Origin of the sequence: Paraburkholderia fynbosensis (assembly GCF_902859935.1) — a bacterium.
GTDB classification, from domain to species: Bacteria; Pseudomonadota; Gammaproteobacteria; order Burkholderiales; family Burkholderiaceae; genus Paraburkholderia; species Paraburkholderia fynbosensis.
Genome location: NZ_CADIKI010000028.1, coordinates 74,515 through 95,206, shown reverse-complemented (window position 1 = coordinate 95,206; position 20,692 = coordinate 74,515). Strand labels below are relative to the sequence as shown.

Below are 20,692 nucleotides of genomic sequence, written 5' to 3'. Positions count from 1 at the left end.
CATGCCTTCCATTCGCCATTCGAGGTCTTCGCCGCGACCCTTGCCTCAGCAAGTCAACCTCAAGGCTCTAAACATTAAACCCGCTGTTGCGCTTCACTCTTGAAACCGCCCTCCGATTCGAGGTGGTAACCCGCGAAGAATGCGCTTCGATTGGCGCTGTCTGCAAACGAAACGTGCTGATCGACGACTGCAGTAGTGTCGCCTGTTCGGTCAATATTTGTGCTACCGCAGCAGCCTGTTCGACAAGCGCGGCGTTCTGTTGGGTGGTGCTATCCATCTGTGTGACTGCATTGTTCACCTGGTTGATACCCGCACTCTGCTCTGCCGCGGCGGAAGCTATCTCGCTCGCAACACCAGAAACTCTCGAAATCGCTTCCTGCACCGCGCGAATCTTCACGCCCGTGCTATCAACGAGATCTGCACCGCTATGAATTCCCTCCACCGTACGGTTGATCAGCGCCCGGATCTCTTTGGCTGCGGAGGCACTGCGCTGAGCAAGTAGTCGAACTTCACCTGCAACAACGGCGAAACCACGTCCCTCTTCACCTGCCCGGGCGGCTTCTACCGCAGCATTCAGCGCGAGAATATTAGTCTGGAATGCAATTCCTTCGATCACCGAGATGATCTCCACCATCCGCTGTGATTCCTTCGACACCTCATGCATCGTCGACACCGCGTCGCCAGCCATCGAACCACCCTGATTGACGATTTCCTCTGCGTCAGCCATCAGTTGACTCGCCATTTGTGCGTTCTCGGCCGTCTGCCTGACCATCGCGGTCATCTGTTCCATGCTTGCAGCCGTTTCCTCGAGAGACGCCGCCTGATTTTCTGTGCGCGCGGACAGATCCGCGTTGCCGGCGGCGATTTCGTTCGCACCCGTCGCCACTTTGTCCGCGGCGCCCTTGATGCCCGCAATCGTGCGGGCGAGCGCATCGCGCATGGCTTGCATGGTGTGTAAAAGACTGGAACTGTCGCCCTGACGGGTCCTGATCACGATGTCGAGATTACCCGCAGCAATATCGTCCGCCACTTGAGCCGCGTAAGCAGGATCTCCACCAATCGCGCGCTGGATGCTGCGGTTAGTAAAGAAGCAGAACGTCGAAAGTAGCACCGCGAGTGCCCCGAAAATTCCCCCGACGAGATACAAGGACTTCCTGAACGCCGAATTGATATCGTCCACATAGGCACCCGTCGCGATAATCCAGTCCCACGGCGCGTACCGCACTACATAGCCAATCTTGCCGACAGCGGCGGCGGACGGGTCGTGCGGATGCGGAAACACGTACTCGACAAAGCCGCCCTCTGGACTCTGCGCCTTCGATGCAAACTCCACGTAATGATGCCGGCCGTCGACATCGGTCGTGCCGCTGAGATCTTTACCATCTAGTGCAGGTTTCATCGCGTGCATGATCATGCGCGGCTTGGAATCGATCACGAGAAAATAGCCGTCCTCTCCATAGCGTATATGTTGTAGCCGTTCAAGCGCCTGCCGGCGCGCGTCCGCTTCGCTGAGGGCGCCGCTTTTCGCAAGCAGGGCGTACTCCGCCACGATGCTGAGCCCTACGTGCGCAACATTCACCAGATCGTTTTTGCGTTCTTCGATGCGGGTCTGCCGGGACAACCAGGCCGCTGAGACAGACACGGCGAGAAGTGCTATCAGACTGACGACCAGAGGCAGCCAGAGCTTTTGCGAGAAACTGAATCGGTGCATGCGCACTCCCCGTCCATATCGTATCTTGATGATCGCCACGGTTGCTGTCGTAGACCGAGATCGGTGCAAAACGCGATTACCCAGTCGGTTTATCGACCGCCACGGCATCGATATTTCTAGAGACAAACCCTCGTTGAGCGAATTGCCGGCTCTACTGCGCGCCTCCGCTGCAAGTGGACGAACCCTGGCCGTCCTCGGCTGCGTCCCGCAACGGCGCGGGAAATTCGGTCCTATGGGCGCGGTAAAGCCTGGGAACGAGACGCGACCACTCGAGACAAAGTCGCGATCCTCGTCGGTGCAGGCGCACTGCACGCAACCGCGCGGCTTTGTCGACCAACGCTTCGGTTTGTTTCGTTTTCTCCGACGCCGGGGGCGATGACTGAGAAAAGGCAGGCGAGACGGAACAAAACACCCGCCAGCGGATGCGGGCGGCTGTACGCGACCGAGACCGTTTATCTGAATGCATTGAGGAAGCGGGGGTCGCCTCTCCTCGGAAGCCTCGCACTTCCCCTCGAAACGCTTGACGGACTGACTCAGTGCGTGAAGCCATCGTCGAACTTCAGGAAAAAGCGGACATCCAGAGACCTCGTTGCATGCGCGTCGCGGCACGGACATCAATTACTACCTACGGACTGCGCGGAAGACGTACCGTGAACGCAGTTTCCGTCTCGTCAGACCGCGCTTCGATCGTACCGTGATGGGCCTTGGCGATTTCTCTGGCGATATACAAACCGAGTCCGAGACTGCCCTCGCCGTCTCGTCCATTCTCACGATCAGGACCGCGCTGGAGGGGATCAAAGATGCGCTTCAGTAGCGACCTCTCGATGCCGGGTCCGCTGTTCCTGACCTCGACCCGAACCTCCGCCTCGTCGCCAGTCACCACTACGCGCACCGGCGAGTCAGGCGCTCCGTACCTGTCCGCATTGAGGACCAGGTTGCCAAGCAATTGCTGCAGACGCTGGCCGTCCCAGACGCCTTGAGCGTTACCGTGCAATTCCAGCTCGATCTGTCTGTCCGGATGAACTGTGCGCAGCTGGTCTAACTCATCGGCGAACACGTCCGCCAAATTAACGCTGGCGGGAATGACGTTGATACCGAAGCCCAGCCTGGTCCGATTGAAATCACACAGGTCATCAAGAAGCGATTGCATCCGGGCACCGCTTCGTATCAGCCGCGCTGCAGCTCCCGATACGCGCTCCCCCGCATTCAGGGCGGCGAGATAGGAGGCCGTCACCTGAATCGTCTGAAGCGGGCTGCGCAGGTCGTGCCCGAGCATCCCGAGGAACAGATTGCGGGCTCGATCGACTTGCTCGCTGAAAAACCCGACTGATTCGGCGAGCGCCTGATCGATGGCCTCATTGAAACGGATGACGTCGTCCAGATCAGGAGCGTTGGGTTGGCAGTCGTCCATCCACAAACGGAGCACACTGGCGCGCAGCGCGCGGTACTCGGCGACCAGTTGCTTGATATTGAAGCCGCCTCGCGCGCGCAGAATGGCATGCGTTTGCGCCGCAGTTTCCGGGGCATCGACCGGTACCGGGGCTCGCCCCAACGATTCCTGATGGTGCGCGTCCCGGCTTTGCGAAGTCCGCAAGTCCTTGGCCACAGCTTCCAGAATCTGCTGCGCGTGGTCGCGTAAGGCGAGCGATTCCATGCCGGCTGCAGCTGGAACCAGCGTGGCTGCAAACGCCTCCCACTGCGCCACAATAGATTCCATGTTTCGTAAGATGAAATCAGCGAGTCGCATGCCTGCTCCTGTGGAAAGAGGTCACCGAGGCATTCTGGTCGAATTTATCCTACGCGGGAATTCGTGATACAACCCCGTCGGGTTTACGCTGCTTCGAGTGGTACTTTCCGACCTCATCGCCGACCAGCCGTTCGAGCGATGCGCTCATCCGGCAACCCTGACCGGACAGCGGGCGTGCAGTCCTGTCGCGCGTGAAAAGTCCGACTCAAGCGTGCCGAGTGGGTAGGCCGTACTGGATTCGAACCAGTGACCAACGGATTAAAAGTCCGCTGCTCTACCAGCTGAGCTAACGGCCCGGCTCGCCCGATGTCCGCCGCGACCAGGGCACTTCCCGACGGTTTGCCCTAGCCGATATCGATCGTGCGACCCGTGGATCGCGCCGGCTCCGATTTTGGCACGGTCAACGTGAGCACACCGTTGTCGAACTTTGCCAGGGCGTGATCGGGGTCGGCGTTTTCCGGCATCGGGATCGTGCGCACGAAGTTTCCATAGGCGCGCTCGAGCCGGTAGCAGCCGTCTTCCTCGCTGCGCACGTCCTGTTTCTTCTCGCCGCGCAACACGATCGCCCCATCCTCGACGCTCACATTCAAATCTTCGCGCTCCATCCCGGGCAGCTCGGCGGTCACGCGCAACACCTTCCCTTCGTCGACGACGTCGATGCGCGGCTGGAAGCGCGATGAACTGAAGTCGCCAAACCATCGTTCGAGCGCGCCGCGGCCTGCAAACGGGTCATGGAAGAACTCTTCCACAGCACGCCACGGTTCGCGTGAGAACAGCCGCGGAATGTCAGGCCACGGGGCACGCCACTGTTCATTCGCCGGGGGGCTTTCCGGCCTGTCCGCATCGGACTTGCGGGCCGCCCCGCGTAGGAACTTGAAGGGATTCCACTTTTTCGGGTCCGTGTTCATCGTATCCTCCTCGACGGTCCGGCCGGAGAACCGGATTCCGGCCATTGCGCTGAAGCCGCGACAGCCCTCGACATTCCGGACTGCGTCTGTGGAACGCCGCCGCGGCCGCCTCGCGATCCGCGGCGCGTCCTGAGCTCACGTACCGGCACGAGCTCACGCACCGGCACCGCCCATATGCTGAGCGTGCATCCGCGCCAGCATTCATGTGTGACGTTTTGCATCGGGGCCTCCGCAGTCGAAGGTGCGGCCAGACGACCGCCACCGGTTTTCTTCCTGTCGTTGCTGCCCACTGCCGACTTTATTTCGTACGCACTTCGATCCGGCGCGGCCGGGCTTCGTCGCGGCGCGGTATCGTCAGCTTCAGCACGCCGTCCTTCAGGTTCGCGTCGATTTTCGACGTATCGAAGTCGGCACCCAGCGAAAATGCCCGCGCAAAGCGGGGTTCGCGGATTTCCGCATGCTGCAGACGCAGCCCCTCCGGCGTGGGCACCACCGCCTCGGCCTCGATGTACAGGTTGCCGTCATGCATCTTCACGTCGAGCCGGTCCTTGGTCACGCCGGGCAGATCCGCCCACAGGGTGACGCCCTGGCTGTCCTCGAAGATGTCCACGGGTGGCGTTAGCGCGGGCCGGCGTTGCGACTGCTCGTCTTCGCGCTGCGCCACCGCCTTTTCGTCTTTCCTGGCAAGTTCTGTGGTGTCGTTCATGATGTCCTCCTCAGTTCTGCGACGGGTTTCATTGAACGGTGATGGCGCGCGGCTTCGATGTTTCCCGCTTGCCGATACTCACGGTCAGGCAGCCATTGGTGTAGTGCGCCTTAACGTTGTCGGGGTCCGCGTGCTGCGGCAGTTCAATGACGCGCCGGAAAGCGCCGACGAACCGCTCCTGCGCATAGATACGCGTGTCGTCGCCAGCCGCGTCCGGCTGCGCGGTCCGGCGCTCGCCGCTGATGGTCAGCAGTCCCTTGTCAATCGACACATCAAGGTTCGCCGGATCGATACCTGGCGCGAACGCGACGATCTCGATCGAGTCGTCAGTCGAACCGATGTTGACCTGCGGGAACGCACCGGAGCGCCCGGAACGGATGCTGGACGGGAAGCCGCCGAAGAGGCTCGCCATCTGCCGTTGCAGACGGTCGAGTTCGCCGAAAAGGTCGGTCCCGGAATAGAGATCACTCATGGTCATTTCCTCCTTCAGACCAGCAGGAAGACGAACCGGCCTACGCGCTCCAGTTCGTCTGCCAGGCTGCCGGCAAACAAATCGAAACACGCAGCGCGCCAAAATCTCCCAGCGCGACTGCCCGAGCAATATTCAAGATAGGACTGGAAACGGAAATTTGAAGGGGCGATGGCAACTTTTTGTTCTTGCATTCGGATTGCCAACCCTAGGTTCACGACACCGTGCAACACCCTGCGAGGACACCATGGAATTCGAATACGATTGGCTTACTCTTGGGCGTCACCGTATCCGGTTGCGTTCAGCGAAGGGTTTCCCGACCGAGACGGTGCGCACGGCGGTCGAACTCATGTTGCTGTCGATCGACAGCAACATGAGCGCCCAGGCGCGGCTAGTTGAAGTGGTGTTCCGGCAGGAATCCGCTTACTAGATTGCTGTCGGCACCACGTTAGCCGACGAGCGCCTAGGCGCGCCGCAGCTCGAAGCGCCTTACCAAGCGCCTGGAAGGGAATTCCACATCAGCGTTTCGTAACATTGACCGCCAGAATCTCGTAACCGGGATCGGCGTGTTCTTTCGCCACCGTTTCCGCTTCCTCGTACGAGAGAAACGACATGGCTTCCTTAATCTCCGGCGCCAGGCCAATGTCGCCGTCCTCTGCCGTGCATAGGAACTTCTCGCCCGTCTTCACCACGTAGAGTGTCGTCATGTTCCCCTCCACGAATTCAGAAAGGTCCAGTCTAGCAGGCCTGAAGGGTGGCGCACGATCGCCGGATCGCGGATTCAAACGGCGCGCGGAGTACGAGTCGCCGTGTTTCACATCACCGCGCGAAAGGCTTGGCGCGACGCCAGATCTGGAAAGCGTCGGGAACAAAACACAGCCCTGGCTCTTGGCCGATTGCCGACGCCTGCTGTTCGCTCATCCAGTATTGCTGACGCGCCGCGTCGTACTGAAGATGGCTGTGCGCCACCTGCCGCCCCACTCACTGGCGCACTGCCACCGGATCGGTGCCTGTCGTCCTCGCGAGTCGCTCCGCGGAGAGCGGATTGTTAGCCAGTGCTTCATACAGCCGGAGTGTGTCTGCTTCAGCGAGCGGCGTTTTCGATCTCAAGGCCTCGCGCCGATGCGCCAGTGCGCCTAGGTAGTCAGACAGCATGGTCCCGGCGATCCCCGCGCGGCACTTTGCTGGAGCGAGGTAGCGTGCGCGGGCGAACGGCATTGCCGGCTTTCCGAAGGAATGTCATCCGCGCCAGCCAGCGAACCGGGCATCCATGTGCTCAACAAAGTAGAGCTCAATCAATTCCTCGTCCGGTTCGGCTCGACTCAGGTATCCGAGCAATCCGAGCAGGCGACGAGGGATGTCATTGCTCAATTGGCGACAGAAGGCAGCTTTTTCTTCTCGGACGCGGAATGGAGAGGAATGTGCATCATGCGCGTGTCAGTTATCTCCTGGGCGACGACATAGCCGGATGAGGACCAGGCGATTAACGTCATCGTGCAAGCGTGGGGCAGGTGAAGAACAAAGCGAAGCATCCGGCGACTTGAGATGACGCCTCGCGCCTGCGACTTCACACCATTAGTTCATGCTGCCGATGCCTGCGATCGTCCGCGCGACAGCATAGGCGAACGTCTCTAGCTGGTCGTAGCGGGAAGTAACTGGGACGCAGGCGATCGCCGCGAGCCCGGCAATCTTCGTGCTTCCGTAGTCGCCCCCACAAGGGACGGTCGTGAGAGCGGGAAGCGGACCTTCCCCGCTCTCACGCGCAAGCGTATCAAGCGCGATATGAGGCTTGCAATTGATCCCAACCACAAGCCTTTACCCGCGTTTCGTATTGCTATACGAGCCCTTGAGCTGCCATCGCCAACAGCAGCCGTTCCGCACCGATTCCAAAGCCCGCACCTTCCCGATACGCCCCGCCGCCCACCACTTGCTGCTGCGCTCCGAGTTCAGTGCAGCGCATCTCGAAGCCCCGACCGTTGAGATAGTAGCTGAGGCCTCTACGAGCTGAGCCGTCGATTTCATAGCCAAGTCCAAGTGAATCAAAGAAGCCAATCACTATCTCCTGACTACGTTTGACCGCCAATTCCGGATCAGGGCAAAGGTACTCGAATCCCAGTTGCGAGAATTCCCTATACCGACCGGCTTGCGGTCGTTCATAGCGATAGCATCGAGCGATATAAAACAACATCCGTTCCTGTTGGCGACCCAACAACTCTATACACCGCTCCTGGAAAAGAGCAGTTGCCTCCGGGATTAGGCAGCAGGCGCGTCCCTTCTTATCGGGAAAGGCCCACATTTGGCCGATGATTTCACTGCCGCCAGCCTTTTGGATGAACGTATCCTGCGACCACAAAGCGGGAACAATAGCCTCTTCTGCCCCAACGTTAATGAAGATAGCTCCGGAACTGATTTTCTAGAGCGCGTGTTTGCGCGGCTTCCTTACCAACGATGAAACGGGTTCCGCGAATCATGGTCATGAGAATCCTCTTCGGTGTAAAAAATAAAAAAGGCGCTTAAGGCGCCTTGGTCGTTTGTGCACGGAAAGGGAGGAACGAGATCCCGGATTCCCTGCTACGGACGTAACGAACCACGGCGCATTGGATAGCAACCGTGATGGTGGTGAGACTTGCTCGTGACGTTACGAAGTTCCATGCTGCTAATACTGACACACAAACTGGTTTTGTGTACAGACCGTTATGTTTCGGCTTGCCGGTTCAGGAGACCGCGTTGACCAACCGTTCGTGGGGCCGGCGACAGCCTTCGCGCGTCCGGCACGAGGCGCCCAACTCAGTCAAGTCGCTCCCGGGGCATCGTCGTCAGCGAGCAATGCCCAACGTTCATGGTCGCGCCATTTTCCATCAATGCGGAGATAGCTCGGTGAAAAGCCTTCCTGTTTGAAGCCCACGCGACGCACGAGTGAGATTGATGCCACGTTTGCCGGTTGGATATTCGCCTCAAGGCGATGCAAACCAAGCTCGGCGAAGGCGTACATGACGGTCGTTCGAAGCGCCTCTGTCATTAGACCGGTTCGACTGAAGTCTGACATCCCGTAATAACCGAGATAAGCACTCTGAAAAGCGCCCGCAACAATCTCGTTGAGGTTGATCACACCGACCACCTTATTCGAGACATTTTCCCGTGCAACTAGTCCGACATTTGATCCGGTCAGTCCGCGTGCAAACCAGCCGTCGAATCCAGCCTGATCCGTGAATGCCGTGACCCACGGCCAATGGTATTCTCGATTTGCCAAATTTGCAGCAATCAGATCGGCGGCGTCGGCACGGGTCGCGCGTCTTAGTTGAATGTTACTCATAGTCGTTTGTTGGAGGGGCATGCAGGATCTGGATTGTCTCGCCGATCTAACGAAGACCGTTCATGACCGCTTGTGCCGACGGAGGTCGATGTGAAGTCCGAACCGAACCACCTATACGTCGTTCGTCACTGCCTGGCGAGGAATTCGGTAGACGACGGACTTGTACTTCGGTGTCATGCGGCTTTCCACAATGACGCCTCCCAACGACTCGGCGATGCGCCGACTGGGGCGGTTCTCTTCGGCAACCGGATAGGTAAAGCTTTCAGAGCCAATGGTTCGCGTTGCCCAGCGCGCAACTAGAGTTACAGCTTCACGACCAAAGCCATTTCGATGACGATCTTCACGAATCCAGATGCCGAGTTCCGGGCTCGCGGTATGTACGCGGTGAAGTCCGGCCAACCCAAGGAAACTCCCGTCAGCGCGTTGACGCAGTGCGAATACATAGTCTGACCCATCGGCTATCGACGGTATCCAGGACCGCCAAACATCGTCAAAATCATGCCGGGATGCCGGTGGCTCCCATGCCATGTGACGGGTGAGCGATGGGGTGATGCATGAAAACGTCGCATCGGCGTCGCTGGCCGAGAACGGTTTGATCAGGAGCCGGGTTGATTCAATCTGAATTTCTGTCGGCAGCAGCATCTCAAGTTCTCCGTCGAGGTTCGTTTATATTCACCAATTGTCGACGAATCAGAAACGCGTGGGACGTCGCTTCATGGGGCGCCTGCCGCCGCATGCAAAAGGGTAAGGTGCTGCAACTACATCGCGTAATGGCGAATTACCAGCCGCACAATCTGCACAGCGCGACACCTTGAGCGGCTCGGCTTCGAAAAAGAAGACCTCGAACGTGCGTATCGGAAGATCGACAGCGCGTGGGCCGATCATGTGCCGACATCGCGAGTCAATCCGCGCGACTGGCGCCGATAGCCACGCAAGCGCCGCAGCGCGCCGCGCGGCCCTTGCTGCGCGACCACCGCCACCGCCTGAAACGCGACCGGCGCAAATACCAACCCGAGCAAGGTCGCCGTCACGACGCCGCCGAACACGCCCGTACCGATCGACCGGCGGCTTTCGGCACCGCCGCCGCTCGCCAGCACCAGCGGCACGACGCCCAGCAGGAACGCCGACGACGTCATCACGATCGGGCGAAACCGCGCGCCCGCTGCGCGTATCACCGCGCGCGTCAGCGGCACGCCGCGCAGGCTCAGGTCGCGCGCGAATTGCACGATCAGGATCGCGTTTTTCGCGGACAAGCCGATCACTGTGATCATCCCGACCTTGAAGTAGACGTCGTTCGGCATGCCGCGCATCAGCATCGCCGCAATGGCGCCGACTACGCCGAGCGGTACGACCATCAACACCGCCAGCGGAATCGTCCAGCTTTCGTATAGCGCGGCCAGCGCCATGAACACCGCCAGCAGCGACAGTCCGAGCAGCAACGGCGTCAGCCGCGCCGCCGCGCGTTCTTCGTGCGCCGCATCGACCCAGTCGAACGCGATGCCCGCAGGCAAGCTCACCGCGAGCCGCTCCATCGCCTCCATCGCCGCCCCCGAACTGACACCGCTCGCCGCACGGCCGTTCAGATCGAGCGACGGATAGCCGTTGTAGCGCGTCAATGCGACTGGCCCGACGGTCCAGCGGCGTGTCGCAAACGACGACAGCGGCACCATCGCGCCCGACTGATTCGGCACCGACAACGCCAGCAGATCGGTTTCCGTCATCCGCGTCGACGCATCGCCCGCCACCAGGACGCGGCGCATCCGGCCACCCGCCGGAAAATCGTCGACGTAGTACGAGCCAAAGGTGCTGCCAAACACGTCCGCAATCCGGTCGAACGATACGCCGAGCGCGTACGCCTTCGCGCGGTCCACGTCGATTTCGATACGCGGCGCGTCGGGCAGATCTTCGAAATGAATCGACGCCAGCGACGGATCGGCCTTCGCGCGCTCGGCAAGCTGGTCGCGGGCGGCCTTCAACGCGTCGCGGCCCAAGCCGCCGCGATCTTCGAGCCGGAACGTGAAGCCGTCCGAATGCCCGACGCCCGGCACCGACGGCGGCAATTGCGCCTGCACGTTGCCGTCGAGAATCCGGCTGAACGACCGGTTCAACGTGTCGCGCAGCGTCATCGCATCAACGCCGCGCTGGTCCCAGTCTTTCAGCGTGACGAATGACATCGCGACGTTCTGTCCGCTGCCCTCGAAACTCCAGCCGATCACGCTTGTCACGTTCGCCACCGCCGTTTGCATGCGCAAAATCGACTCGGTCTGTTCGACGACGGCGAGCGTGCGCGCCTGCGTCGCGCCGGCCGGCAACTGGATCATCACCTGCAGCTGGCCCTGGTCTTCGACGGGCAGGAAGCCGCCCGGCATCCGCCAGTACAACGCGCCGCACAGCAGCAGCAATACCGCATACACCGCGAGCAGCGGCCCGACCCTGCGCATCGCGGCGGCCGTCATGGCCCGGTAGGCGCGCGATGCGCGATCAAAGCCCTGTTCGAAACGCGTCGAGAGGCGGGCGGCAACGCCACGCAAGCCGCGTCGCGCGTCACGCTGACGGACCGATTGGGCAGGCGCGCTCAGCAGGTTCGCACACAATGCGGGCGTCAACGAAAGCGCCATGAAAGACGACACCAGCATCGACGCAATCATCGCGACCGCGAATTGCCGGTAGATCCCACCGACGCCGCCAGGAAAGAACGCCATCGGCACGAACACGGCGGTCAGCACCGCCGTCACGCCGACGATCGCACCGCCGATCTGTTTCATCGCTTTCAATGTCGCGTCGCGCGGCGCCATGCCCTCTTCGTCCATCACGCGATGCACGCTCTCGACCACCACGATCGCGTCGTCGACCAGAATGCCGATCGCCAGCACGAGGCCGAACATCGTGAACACGTTGATCGACAAGCCGAATGCGTACATCGTGACAAACGCACCCATCAGCGTGACCGGAATCACCACTGTCGGCACCAACGCGTAGCGCAGATCGCGCAGGAACAGCCACATCACGAGAAACACCAGCAAGATCGCCTCGGCCAGCGTGATCAGCACTTCGTGAATCGCAACGTTGACGAAGCGCGCGCTATCGAACGGCACCTGAACCGCGACGCCCGGCGGCAAACGGTTCGCCAGTTCCGCGAGCCGCGCCCGAATCGCGCCCGATGTTTCGAGCGCGTTGCCGCGCGGCCCGAGTTGAATCCCGACCGTCGCCGACGGCTTGCCGTTCAGGCGCGACCAGAACGTATAGTTGTCGCGGCCGATCTCGACCCGCGCGACGTCGGCAAGCCGCACTGCGGAGCCGTCGGGGTGCGCTTTCAGCACGATCCGGCCGAATTCCTCCGGCGACAGCAACTGCCCTTTGACGTTCACCGACGCGGTCAGCTGCTGGCCGTCCGCCAGCGGCGCGTCGCCGAGTGTGCCTGCCGCGACGCTCGCGTTTTGCGCGGCAATCGCGGCGTTGACGTCGGATGCGGCGAGGCCGAATTCGCGCAGCTTCATCGGATCGAGCCAGACGCGCAACGCTTCGTCGGCGTCCCACAGTTGCGCGGAACCGACGCCCGGCGCGCGCTTCAGTTCGCGCATGATGTCGCGGCTGAGGATGTCGCTCAGTTGCGCGGAATCGCGCGTGCCATCGGTGGATGTCAGCGCGACCAGCATCAGGAACGTGTTGGCGGCCTTGAAAACGCTGATACCCTGCTGCACCACCTGTTGCGGCAAACGCGGCTCGACCTGCTTGAGCCGGTTCTGCACGTCCATCATCGCGATATCTGGGTTGGTGCCGGGCGCGAAGGTCGCCGCGATTTCAAGGTTGCCGAGGCCGTCGCTGCCGGTTTCGTAGTAAAGCATCCCGTCGGCACCGTCGAGACTTTCTTCGATGATGCTGCCAACGTTCGCATCCACGGCTTCCGTCGATGCACCCGGATAGACGGCGTCGATCACGATACGCGGCGGCGCGAGCCGTGGATATTGCGCGACCGGCAGTTGCGTCAAGGCGAGCGCACCCGCGATGATTACCGCAAGCGCCAGAATCCACGCAAAGACCGGTCGGTCGATAAAAAAGGCAGCCAAGGCATGCTCACGCGTGTGGGTTCGGTGCGAGCGCGACCGGCGAAGCGAACACCGGCGCATCGGCGAAACGGGCCATATGGAATGCATCGACGAGCTTGCCGTCGCGCATCGCGAACGCTGGCGAGCGTCCTTCCTCGACGAAACCGAAGCGCTGGTACAGAGCGATCGCGCGGTAGTTGTCGACGAACACGGTCAACTCCAGCCGACGCAGGCCGAGCAGCGTATCCGCGCACTCGACGGCCGCCGCGAGCAGCGCCGTGCCAACGCCGCGCCCGACGTAATCGTCATGCACGGCGATACCGATTCCCGCGCAATGCGCCATCCGGTGCATGCGCGGCAACACGTCGATCATCCCGACCACGCGAGCGCCCGCCTCCGCGCACAGTCCGAGCGTGTTCGCGGGCATTTTTTCGAGCCAGCTCCCGACCGTCGCGTTCGAGCGATACGGCGTCTGCAACGTGCCATGCCGCGCGCCGGGGCAGTTCATCAACGAAGTGATCGCGTCGAGGTCGGACACTTCGCGGGCGCGGACAATCACATGCGCCGTGTCGGGTTTCAACGAGACGTTCATACGGCCGCCTCGATTTCCGCTTGCAGATGACCCATCGGCGCGCGTAGGCGGCCCATGAACACCGAGTCGATCAGCATGCCGTCGCGCAGCACGGCGCCGCGAAAGGTCGCTTCGTGCGAAAAACCGAACTTGCGGTACAGCGCAATCGCGCGATGGTTGTCGGCGAACACGTTCAGCTCGAGTCGGCGCAGCCCGTACCAGTTGTCGGCGGCATCGATCAGTTCGGCCATCAGCCGCGTGCCGACGCCCTTGCCCTGCCAATCGTCGTGCACGCTGATACCCAGCCAGCCGCTATGCGCGCGACGCAGCGCGCCCGGATGCAGATCGGCCGAGCCGACCAGCGTATCGCCCACCAGCGCTGCAATCGCCATCGACGGCGCCGCGAGCTTCGCGAGCCAGCCTTGAGTCTGCTGCAAGGTCGGATACGGACGCATCGGGTTCTGGCGCATCACACCGGGGCATGAATGCAGTGCGTGGAGTTGCGCGGCGTCGTCCGGATGCAGCGGCCTGATGCTCATCTCGACCGGTTCGGCCCCGAACCGTGTCGTGCTCTCAAATATTGTCGTTGGTTCTGTCATTGTTATGGCCTTCAATCTGTCATCGGAAACTCACTCACAGCGTCAGTTCGAACGAGCGTGCCAGCAAGCCGGGCAGTTTCCAGCCGCCGGTCTGCCGCTCGCCCCATGTTCCATCGTTCAGCAGCAGTTCCGGCTGGGCGTCGAGACGTTCGAGTTCGCTCGACAGCAAACGGTACAGGCTGTCGTCGAAACGCATCGCGTCGACCGGCGCGACGATCTGGCCGCGTTCGACCCAGAACGTCGCGAAACGCGTCATGCCGGTCAGCCGGCAATTCATCCGGTCAGAAAAATTCACGTACCAGAGATTGCCGACATACAGCCCGGTATCGAGTGCGGCAAGGATATCGGCGGCGTCGAGATCGCCGCCCGCCATCGCCAGCGACTCGGGCGTTTCGCTGGCGAGCGCGCCGTTCGGCGTCAATCCGTATTCGCGCGCGCTACGGGCGTTGGTTAGTTGCCCGGCGTTGCGGCCGTCGTGAATCAACGGCACGCTGTCGCGCTGATAACCGTCTTCGTTGAAGCGCGGCGTGATATTCAGGCTCAGGTCTTCGGTCATCGACACGCGCGGATCGAGCGCGACTTCGCCGCTGTGCAGCCCGTAAAACGGGCTGCGCGCGGTGGCGTTCGCGCGCGCGGAAAACCCGCCCCACGACGCCGTGCCGACCAGTTCCAGCATCGCCGACGGCGCCAAATACGTGCGATACCGCCCCGGCGACAACGCGCGCGGCGTGTGTCCAAGCACCGGCAAACGTGCGGCGGCCTGTTCTACCTTCGCGGCGAACACGCTGTCGTCCCAGTGGTCGCCGGTGTACGTGCTTTTGATCGCACGGCCGCTCGGGTCGTACAACGACCAGCTAAAGCTGAAGTTGCTGACTTCGTACCAGCCACGACTGCCGCGCGACGACGAGAAGCCGCGCACCATCGAGCCACCTGCATAGAAGCCAACGAAATCGAGTCCGCGCGCGCTTTCGGTGACGATCCGCAACAGTGCGTCGGGCGCGGGCAGCTTGCCGCTGCGGCGCGTCGATTGGGTCCATTGGGTGGCGTCGTACAACAGATGCGGGTCGTCGGGCGCATCGCGCAAACCGTCGCGCAACGTATTCAGCGCATCGGCGATATCGCGCAGATCCGTCGCTGGATCGCCGCACACCGTGAAGCTCGAATACGCCTGCCTGGCGCCGTCGATCAGGCGGAGGGTCAGTTTGCCTTGCGACACCTGGCCGATCTGCCGAACCTTGCCGCGGTTGAAGCGGATAAAGTCGGATTGCTCCGCCGACAGCCGCGTCAACGCCACTTCGTCGCCGCTGAGCAACGTGTCGATCGCATCGGCGAGCAGCGCGAAATGCGCGTGCCAATCCGGCGACTGCGCGTTCGAGGCGAAATCGAAGCCGCTCGATGCATTGACCGCATTGGTGGTAGTCATCGCGCGCCTCCGAATACATCGACATGCGTGAACACGCACGGCGGCGACGCATGGCCGACGCGCACCAGCTGCGCCGGTTCGCCTTTGCCGCACATCGACGTGCCAAACACTTCGCGCGTGCCGGCATTGCCGACCGCGCTCAGGCTGCGCCAGAAATTCGCTGATATGCCGCGATAATTCGGTTGCTTGACGATTTGCGTGAGCTTGCCGTTTTCGATCAACTGGCCGAACTCGCAGCCGAATTGAAACTTGTTGCGGTGATCGTCGATCGACCACGACGTATTGGTGCGCATCAGGATGCCGTGTTCGATGCCGGAAATCATTTCGCCCAGCGTGCTGGTTCCCGGTTCGATATTCAGGTTCGCCATCCGGTCGATCGGCGCGCGATTCCAGCTCGACGCACGCGAATTCGCGACGCCCGCCATCTTTGCGCGCTGTTGCGACAGCGCGCCACCGAGCGGACGTTCGAGCACGCCATCGCGAATCAGATACTGTTTGCGCGCTTCAGTGCCGTCGTCGTCGAATGCGTACGACGCGGCTTCGTCGCGCAACGACGGATCGAATGTCACGTTGAGCAGTTCCGAGCCGTAACGGTAAGTGCCGAACATGTCCGGCTTCACGAAACTCCATCCGGCGAAGTTGCGTTCGTCGCCGAGAATCCGGTCGAGTTCGAGCGGATGCCCGATCGATTCGTGAATCTGCAACATCATCTGATCGGGCATCAGCAGCAGGTCGCGCGGACCAGCCGGACAGTTCGGCGCGGCCAGCAAGGTCAGCGCGTCAATGGCGAGCCGCACGCCTGCGCCGTCGAACGCGTAGCGGTCCAGCACTTCGACGCCGCCTTGCGCGAGCGTGCCGTAATTGCCGCCGAGCGTGCGCACCTGCGTGTCGCCGTTCGCGTGCGCCGCGACGCTCATTTCCGGCATCACGAGGCAAAAGCGCTGGTCGATTCGCGCGCCGTCGCTGGTCAGATAAACCTGTTCGGTGCGCGTAATCTGCACGGATGCCGTGCGCTCGACGATCCGGTCGTCGATTTTCGCGGCGGCGCATTCGTGCGCGAGACGCGCGAGCCATTCGGCGCGCGTCGGCAGCGGCTGGTCGGCATTGGGAGAGACATACGCGCCGCTGAGCGCTTCGCGCGACACCGTGCGATGGTCGCTCAGCGATGCGCCGGCGCTCGCCAGCGCACGTTGCGTCGCGATATCGAGCGCAGCCTGCAAGCCCGCGATGGACAGATCCGTGGTTGCCGCATAGCCTGCGCCCGCGCCGGCCCACGCGGTCAGCATGGCGCCGCGTTCGCGCTGCGTGCGCAGCGGCTGCGCGACGTCGTTGCGCACTTCGTGGTCGTCGATCTGTTCATCGACAATCCGTAAGGACCAGAACGCCGCGTTGCTCTTCAACGCACGGGCGGCCTGCGCCCAACGCGATTCGCTCATTGCAATACCTCGGGTTCGTCGTGCTCCGGCGCGATCATCGACGCGGCGAGCAACGACTGCGTATAAGGATGTGACGGCGCATGCAGCACGTCGAGCGTGTCTCCCGCCTCGACCACGCGGCCGTTCTTCATCACGATCACGCGATGCGCCATCGCACGCATCACCGCCAGATCATGGGTGATCAATAGATAGCTTAACCGGTACTTCTTCTGCAAGCCCGCCAACAACTTAAGCACCTGTTGCTGGATCGACACATCGAGCGCGCTGGTCGGCTCGTCGAGAATCAGCACTTCCGCTTCGACCGCCAACGCACGCGCGATCGCTATGCGCTGCCGCTGCCCGCCGGAAAACTCGTGCGGATAGCGCAGCATCGATTCTTGCGGCATGCCCACTTCTTCGAGCATCGTCCCCACCCGCGCGCGGCGCGTGCGCGCGTCGATTTCCGGCCGGTGCACCTCGATCCATTCCCCGACGATCTGCTCGACCGTCATACGCGGCGATAGCGACCCGAACGGGTCCTGAAACACCACCTGCATCCGCGAGTACAACGCGCGGCGCGAGTTCGCGCCCCGCAAAGCCGACAACGGCGCGCCGTCGATGTGGATATGACCGGCGGCGGGCCGTTGCAGACCGAGCAGCGTCGCCGCCAGTGTCGATTTTCCGGAGCCCGATTCGCCGACCACGCCAAGCGTCTCACCGCGACGCAGCGTCAGATCGACGTCGTGCACTGCGCGAAACGTCGAACCGCTGAACAGCGAGCGCCAGCCTTTCGCGGCCGTCCGGTAATCGACCGCGAGGCCTTGCACCTCGAGCACCCGACGCGCGTGCGGTTCGATCGGCTCGATCTCGCGATGCGGTTCGCTGTCGAGCAACCGCCGCGTGTAGGGATGCTGCGGCGCTGCGAAAAGCGCCTGGGTCGTATTGGTTTCGACCAGCACACCCTTTTCCATTACCGCCACCCGTTGGGCGAAGCGGCGCACGAGATTCAGGTCGTGCGTGATCAGCAGCACCGCCATGCCGCGATCGGCGGCTTCCTGTTCCTGCAGCTCGATCAGCAGATCGACAATCTGCTGACGCACGGTGACGTCGAGCGCGGTAGTGGGTTCGTCGGCGAGCAGCAGGCGCGGACGGCACGCGAGCGCCATCGCGATCATCGCGCGCTGGCGTTGTCCGCCGGATAGTTGATGCGGGTAGCTGTCGATCCGCCGTTCCGGTTCGGGAATGCCGGTACGGCGCAGCAGTTCGATGCCGCGTGCGTGCGCCGCGTTCGGCCGCAAACCTTCGTGCAAACGCAGGCTTTCGGCGATCTGCTGACCGATCGTGAACAGCGGATTGAGCGCGGTCATCGGCTCCTGAAACACCATCGCGAGGTCGGCGCCGCGAATCCCGCGCATCTGCTGCTCGGTTTTCTGCAATAGATCGACGCCGTCGAGACGTATCTCGCCGCGGGTCTGCGCATGTTCGACGAGGCGCAGGATCGACAGCGCCGTGACGCTCTTGCCCGAACCGGATTCGCCGACCAGCGCAACCCGCTCGCCGCGTCCGATCGTCAGGTTCAGTTCGCGAACCGCGATCTTGTCGCCGAAACGGATCGAGAACGTGTCGATTTCCAGCAAAGGCTTGTGCAACGTTGCGTCGCTCATCGCTTTCCCCCGCCGAACGCCGACCCGCGCGAACGCGTGTCGAGCGCATTGCGCAACGCGTCGCCCATGAACGTCAGCAGCAACAACGTGATCACTAGCGCGGCAAACGCCGACATCGAAATCCACCATGCGTCGAGGTTGTTCTTGCCTTCCTGAAGCAGTTCGCCCAGGCTCGGCGTGGGCGGTGCGACACCCAGCCCCAGAAAGTCCAGACTCGTCAGCGACAGAATCGCGGCGCTCATGCGGAACGGCAGGAAGGTGATCACCGGCGTCATGCTGTTAGGCAGCAGATGACGCCAGATGATCTGCCAGTTGCTCAAACCCATCGTGCGCGCGGCGCGGACGTAATCGAGCGAACGGTTGCGCAGGAACTCGGCGCGCACATAGTCGGACAACACCAGCCAGCCGAACATCGACAGCAGGATAAACAGCAGCCACAAACTCGGCTCGAAGATCGACGCGAAGATGATCAGCAGATACAGGTCCGGCATCGAACTCCATACTTCGATCAGGCGCTGCCCGATCAGGTCGGTGCGGCCGCCGTAAAAGCCTTGCAACGCACCCGCCAGCACGCCCAGCACGATACCCGACACTGTCAGCGCAAGCGCCATCAACACCGACAGCCTGAAGCCGTACAGCAATCGCGACAGCACGTCGCGGCCGTATTGATCGGTGCCGAGCCAGTTGGTCGCGGACGGCGACGCCGGAAACGGCCGCGTCGCGAAGTAATCGATCGTGTCGTAGTGGTAGTGATTCGGCGGGTAGATCGCGAAGTTGCCTTTCTCCGTCAACTGCTTGCGGATAAACGGATCGAGATAGTTCGCGCGGGTCGGAAAATCGCCGCCGAACATCGTTTCCGGATAGTCCTTAACGATCGGAAAATAGTAATGGCCGTCGTAACGGACCATCAACGGCCGGTCATTTGCGAGCACTTCGCCGAGCAGGCTCAGCACGAACAGCGTTGCGAACACGAACAGGCTCCAGTAACCGAGCTTCTGCTGGCGGAAACGCTGCCATACGCGTCGCCCAGGCGACACGGACACCGGCAACGCACCGGGCGGCAGTTCATCGGTCCAGGCTGTTGAATTGGATGCGGGGGTCGACGAGGACATAGCAGACGTCAGCAATGAGTTTGGTCACGAGACCAATCAGCGTGAACAGGAATAGCGAACCCAGCACGACCGGATAGTCGCGGCGGATCACCGAGTCATAAGACAGTTGGCCCATGCCGTCGAGCGAAAACAGCGTTTCGATCAGCAGGTTACCGTTCAGGAAGGCGCCGATAAACGCGGCGGGCAACCCGGTCAGCAGCGGAATCGCGGCATTGCGCAATACGTGCTTCCACAGCACGTCACGCTTGGGCGCGCCTTTCGCCCGCGCGGTCAGCACGTATTGACGACCAATCTCTTCGAGAAACGTATTCTTGGTCAGGATCGTGACGATCGCGAAGTTGCCAACCACCGACGCCGTCACCGGCAACACGATGTGCCATAGATAATCGAGCACCTTGCCGAACGCGCTGAGTTCGTCGAAGTTATCGGACGTGAGGCCGCGCATCGGGAAGACTTGCCAGAACGTGCCGCCGCCAAACAGCATCAGCAGCAGCACGCCGAACACGAAGCCCGGAATCGCGTAGCCGGTCAGCACCATCACGCTGGTGGCGGTATCGAAGCGCGAGCCGTTGCGCACCGCTTTCGCAATCCCGAGTGGCACCGACACGATGTAGGTCAGCACGACCGTCCATAACCCGAGCGTGATCGACACGGGCAGTTTCGAGCGGATCACCGCCCATACGCTCTGATGGTGATAGTAGGACTGGCCGAGATCGAAACTCGCGTAGTCCTTCAGCATCTTCAGATAGCGCGTCAGCGGCGGTTTGTCGAAGCCGAACTGCTTCTTGATCTGCACGATCTGCTGCGGATCGACGCCCTGGCTGCCGTGATAAGCGTTGCCTCCGCCCCCGCCTTCGCCGCTGCGCTGCTGGCCGTGACGCAACTGCGTCATCATCTGTTCGACCGGGCCGCCCGGCACGAACTGGGTCACGAAGAAAGTCAGCGTAACGACGCCGATCAGCGTCGGGATCATCAGCAGCAGACGTTTGATGATGTAGATAAACATAA

General features: G+C 61.8%; 18 protein-coding genes, 1 tRNA gene and 1 pseudogene. 1 reads left to right on the top strand and 19 read right to left on the bottom strand.

The annotated features are described in order from the left end of the window. Positions 1 to 67: 67 nt before the first annotated feature. The 7 genes from HV770_RS33615 to HV770_RS33585 all read right to left on the bottom strand — a co-directional run bounded on the left by HV770_RS33615 (position 68) and on the right by HV770_RS33585 (position 5,735). On the bottom strand, positions 68 to 1,711 hold the full coding sequence (locus HV770_RS33615) for a methyl-accepting chemotaxis protein (RefSeq protein ID WP_175165791.1): 1,644 nt from the start codon (positions 1,709 to 1,711) through the stop codon (positions 68 to 70). A 625-nt stretch (positions 1,712 to 2,336) separates the two neighbouring features. Beyond that, complete coding sequence (locus HV770_RS33610) at positions 2,337 to 3,458, bottom strand: sensor histidine kinase (protein ID WP_175165780.1); 1,122 nt, start codon at positions 3,456 to 3,458, stop codon at positions 2,337 to 2,339. 223 nt (positions 3,459 to 3,681) lie between these two features. Next, positions 3,682 to 3,754: transfer RNA gene (locus HV770_RS33605), tRNA-Lys, on the bottom strand. Positions 3,755 to 3,802: 48 nt separating this feature from the next. After that, positions 3,803 to 4,366, bottom strand: coding sequence for an Hsp20/alpha crystallin family protein (locus HV770_RS33600; protein WP_175165779.1), 564 nt, complete (start codon positions 4,364 to 4,366; stop codon positions 3,803 to 3,805). A gap of 298 nt (positions 4,367 to 4,664) precedes the next feature. Further along, complete coding sequence (locus HV770_RS33595) at positions 4,665 to 5,072, bottom strand: Hsp20/alpha crystallin family protein (RefSeq protein WP_175165778.1); 408 nt, start codon at positions 5,070 to 5,072, stop codon at positions 4,665 to 4,667. Positions 5,073 to 5,100: 28 nt separating this feature from the next. Then, the gene (locus HV770_RS33590; protein WP_175165777.1) at positions 5,101 to 5,544 is read right to left on the bottom strand and encodes an Hsp20/alpha crystallin family protein; all 444 of its coding nucleotides are present in this window, start codon (positions 5,542 to 5,544) and stop codon (positions 5,101 to 5,103) included. Positions 5,545 to 5,558: 14 nt separating this feature from the next. After that, complete coding sequence (locus HV770_RS33585; protein ID WP_175165776.1) at positions 5,559 to 5,735, bottom strand: hypothetical protein; 177 nt, start codon at positions 5,733 to 5,735, stop codon at positions 5,559 to 5,561. Between the two features lie 53 nt (positions 5,736 to 5,788). Here HV770_RS33585 and HV770_RS33580 point away from each other — a divergent pair. Continuing rightward, positions 5,789 to 5,968 (top strand): annotated as a pseudogene (locus HV770_RS33580) (hypothetical protein); the annotation flags it as partial. Between the two features lie 91 nt (positions 5,969 to 6,059). On the opposite strand, the gene HV770_RS33575 reads toward HV770_RS33580, so the two are convergent. From HV770_RS33575 to HV770_RS33520, 12 genes are all read right to left on the bottom strand, one after another. Next, positions 6,060 to 6,248 (bottom strand): hypothetical protein, encoded by a 189-nt coding sequence (locus HV770_RS33575; RefSeq protein WP_175165775.1) that lies wholly within the window; start codon positions 6,246 to 6,248, stop codon positions 6,060 to 6,062. Positions 6,249 to 7,375: 1,127 nt separating this feature from the next. After that, positions 7,376 to 7,951 (bottom strand): HisS family protein, encoded by a 576-nt coding sequence (locus tag HV770_RS33570; protein WP_175165790.1) that lies wholly within the window; start codon positions 7,949 to 7,951, stop codon positions 7,376 to 7,378. Between the two features lie 381 nt (positions 7,952 to 8,332). Beyond that, on the bottom strand, positions 8,333 to 8,854 hold the full coding sequence (locus HV770_RS33565; RefSeq protein WP_175165774.1) for a GNAT family N-acetyltransferase: 522 nt from the start codon (positions 8,852 to 8,854) through the stop codon (positions 8,333 to 8,335). A gap of 111 nt (positions 8,855 to 8,965) precedes the next feature. Then, positions 8,966 to 9,496 carry a GNAT family N-acetyltransferase gene (locus HV770_RS33560; protein ID WP_175165773.1) on the bottom strand — a complete coding sequence of 177 codons (531 nt, stop codon included), beginning with the start codon at positions 9,494 to 9,496 and terminating at the stop codon, positions 8,966 to 8,968. 239 nt (positions 9,497 to 9,735) lie between these two features. Continuing rightward, positions 9,736 to 12,921: a multidrug efflux RND transporter permease subunit gene (locus tag HV770_RS33555; protein WP_175165772.1), complete on the bottom strand. Its 3,186-nt coding sequence runs from the start codon at positions 12,919 to 12,921 to the stop codon at positions 9,736 to 9,738. Positions 12,922 to 12,928: 7 nt separating this feature from the next. Beyond that, positions 12,929 to 13,492 (bottom strand): GNAT family N-acetyltransferase, encoded by a 564-nt coding sequence (locus tag HV770_RS33550; protein WP_175165771.1) that lies wholly within the window; start codon positions 13,490 to 13,492, stop codon positions 12,929 to 12,931. Continuing rightward, positions 13,489 to 14,010, bottom strand: a complete 522-nt coding sequence (locus HV770_RS33545; RefSeq protein WP_246291440.1) for a GNAT family N-acetyltransferase — start codon at positions 14,008 to 14,010, stop codon at positions 13,489 to 13,491. The genes HV770_RS33550 and HV770_RS33545 overlap by 4 nt, the downstream gene beginning before the upstream one ends. 94 nt (positions 14,011 to 14,104) lie before the next feature. Continuing rightward, complete coding sequence (locus HV770_RS33540) at positions 14,105 to 15,493, bottom strand: TldD/PmbA family protein (protein WP_246291437.1); 1,389 nt, start codon at positions 15,491 to 15,493, stop codon at positions 14,105 to 14,107. After that, positions 15,490 to 16,929, bottom strand: coding sequence for a TldD/PmbA family protein (locus tag HV770_RS33535; RefSeq protein WP_175165769.1), 1,440 nt, complete (start codon positions 16,927 to 16,929; stop codon positions 15,490 to 15,492). Before HV770_RS33535 ends, HV770_RS33540 begins: the two co-directional genes overlap by 4 nt. After that, positions 16,926 to 18,572: an ABC transporter ATP-binding protein gene (locus HV770_RS33530; protein ID WP_175165768.1), complete on the bottom strand. Its 1,647-nt coding sequence runs from the start codon at positions 18,570 to 18,572 to the stop codon at positions 16,926 to 16,928. Before HV770_RS33530 ends, HV770_RS33535 begins: the two co-directional genes overlap by 4 nt. Then, entirely contained in the window at positions 18,569 to 19,684 is a 1,116-nt protein-coding gene (locus HV770_RS33525) for an ABC transporter permease (protein ID WP_175165767.1), read from the bottom strand. The genes HV770_RS33530 and HV770_RS33525 overlap by 4 nt, the downstream gene beginning before the upstream one ends. Beyond that, entirely contained in the window at positions 19,638 to 20,690 is a 1,053-nt protein-coding gene (locus tag HV770_RS33520; protein WP_175165766.1) for a microcin C ABC transporter permease YejB, read from the bottom strand. Before HV770_RS33520 ends, HV770_RS33525 begins: the two co-directional genes overlap by 47 nt. Between the last annotated feature and the right edge of the window lie 2 nt (positions 20,691 to 20,692).

Bases quoted from the DNA above. Each gene is read 5' to 3' on its own strand.
- HV770_RS33615 (WP_175165791.1), bottom strand. From the start codon at position 1,711: ATGCACCGATTCAGTTTCTCGCAAAAGCTCTGGCTGCCTCTGGTCGTC.
- HV770_RS33610 (WP_175165780.1), bottom strand. From the start codon at position 3,458: ATGCGACTCGCTGATTTCATCTTACGAAACATGGAATCTATTGTGGCG.
- HV770_RS33600 (WP_175165779.1), bottom strand. From the start codon at position 4,366: ATGAACACGGACCCGAAAAAGTGGAATCCCTTCAAGTTCCTACGCGGG.
- HV770_RS33595 (WP_175165778.1), bottom strand. From the start codon at position 5,072: ATGAACGACACCACAGAACTTGCCAGGAAAGACGAAAAGGCGGTGGCG.
- HV770_RS33590 (WP_175165777.1), bottom strand. From the start codon at position 5,544: ATGAGTGATCTCTATTCCGGGACCGACCTTTTCGGCGAACTCGACCGT.
- HV770_RS33585 (WP_175165776.1), bottom strand. From the start codon at position 5,735: ATGCAAGAACAAAAAGTTGCCATCGCCCCTTCAAATTTCCGTTTCCAG.
- HV770_RS33575 (WP_175165775.1), bottom strand. From the start codon at position 6,248: ATGACGACACTCTACGTGGTGAAGACGGGCGAGAAGTTCCTATGCACG.
- HV770_RS33565 (WP_175165774.1), bottom strand. From the start codon at position 8,854: ATGAGTAACATTCAACTAAGACGCGCGACCCGTGCCGACGCCGCCGAT.
- HV770_RS33560 (WP_175165773.1), bottom strand. From the start codon at position 9,496: ATGCTGCTGCCGACAGAAATTCAGATTGAATCAACCCGGCTCCTGATC.
- HV770_RS33550 (WP_175165771.1), bottom strand. From the start codon at position 13,492: ATGAACGTCTCGTTGAAACCCGACACGGCGCATGTGATTGTCCGCGCC.
- HV770_RS33545 (WP_246291440.1), bottom strand. From the start codon at position 14,010: ATGAGCATCAGGCCGCTGCATCCGGACGACGCCGCGCAACTCCACGCA.
- HV770_RS33540 (WP_246291437.1), bottom strand. From the start codon at position 15,493: ATGACTACCACCAATGCGGTCAATGCATCGAGCGGCTTCGATTTCGCC.
- HV770_RS33535 (WP_175165769.1), bottom strand. From the start codon at position 16,929: ATGAGCGAATCGCGTTGGGCGCAGGCCGCCCGTGCGTTGAAGAGCAAC.
- HV770_RS33530 (WP_175165768.1), bottom strand. From the start codon at position 18,572: ATGAGCGACGCAACGTTGCACAAGCCTTTGCTGGAAATCGACACGTTC.
- HV770_RS33525 (WP_175165767.1), bottom strand. From the start codon at position 19,684: ATGTCCTCGTCGACCCCCGCATCCAATTCAACAGCCTGGACCGATGAA.
- HV770_RS33520 (WP_175165766.1), bottom strand. From the start codon at position 20,690: ATGTTTATCTACATCATCAAACGTCTGCTGCTGATGATCCCGACGCTG.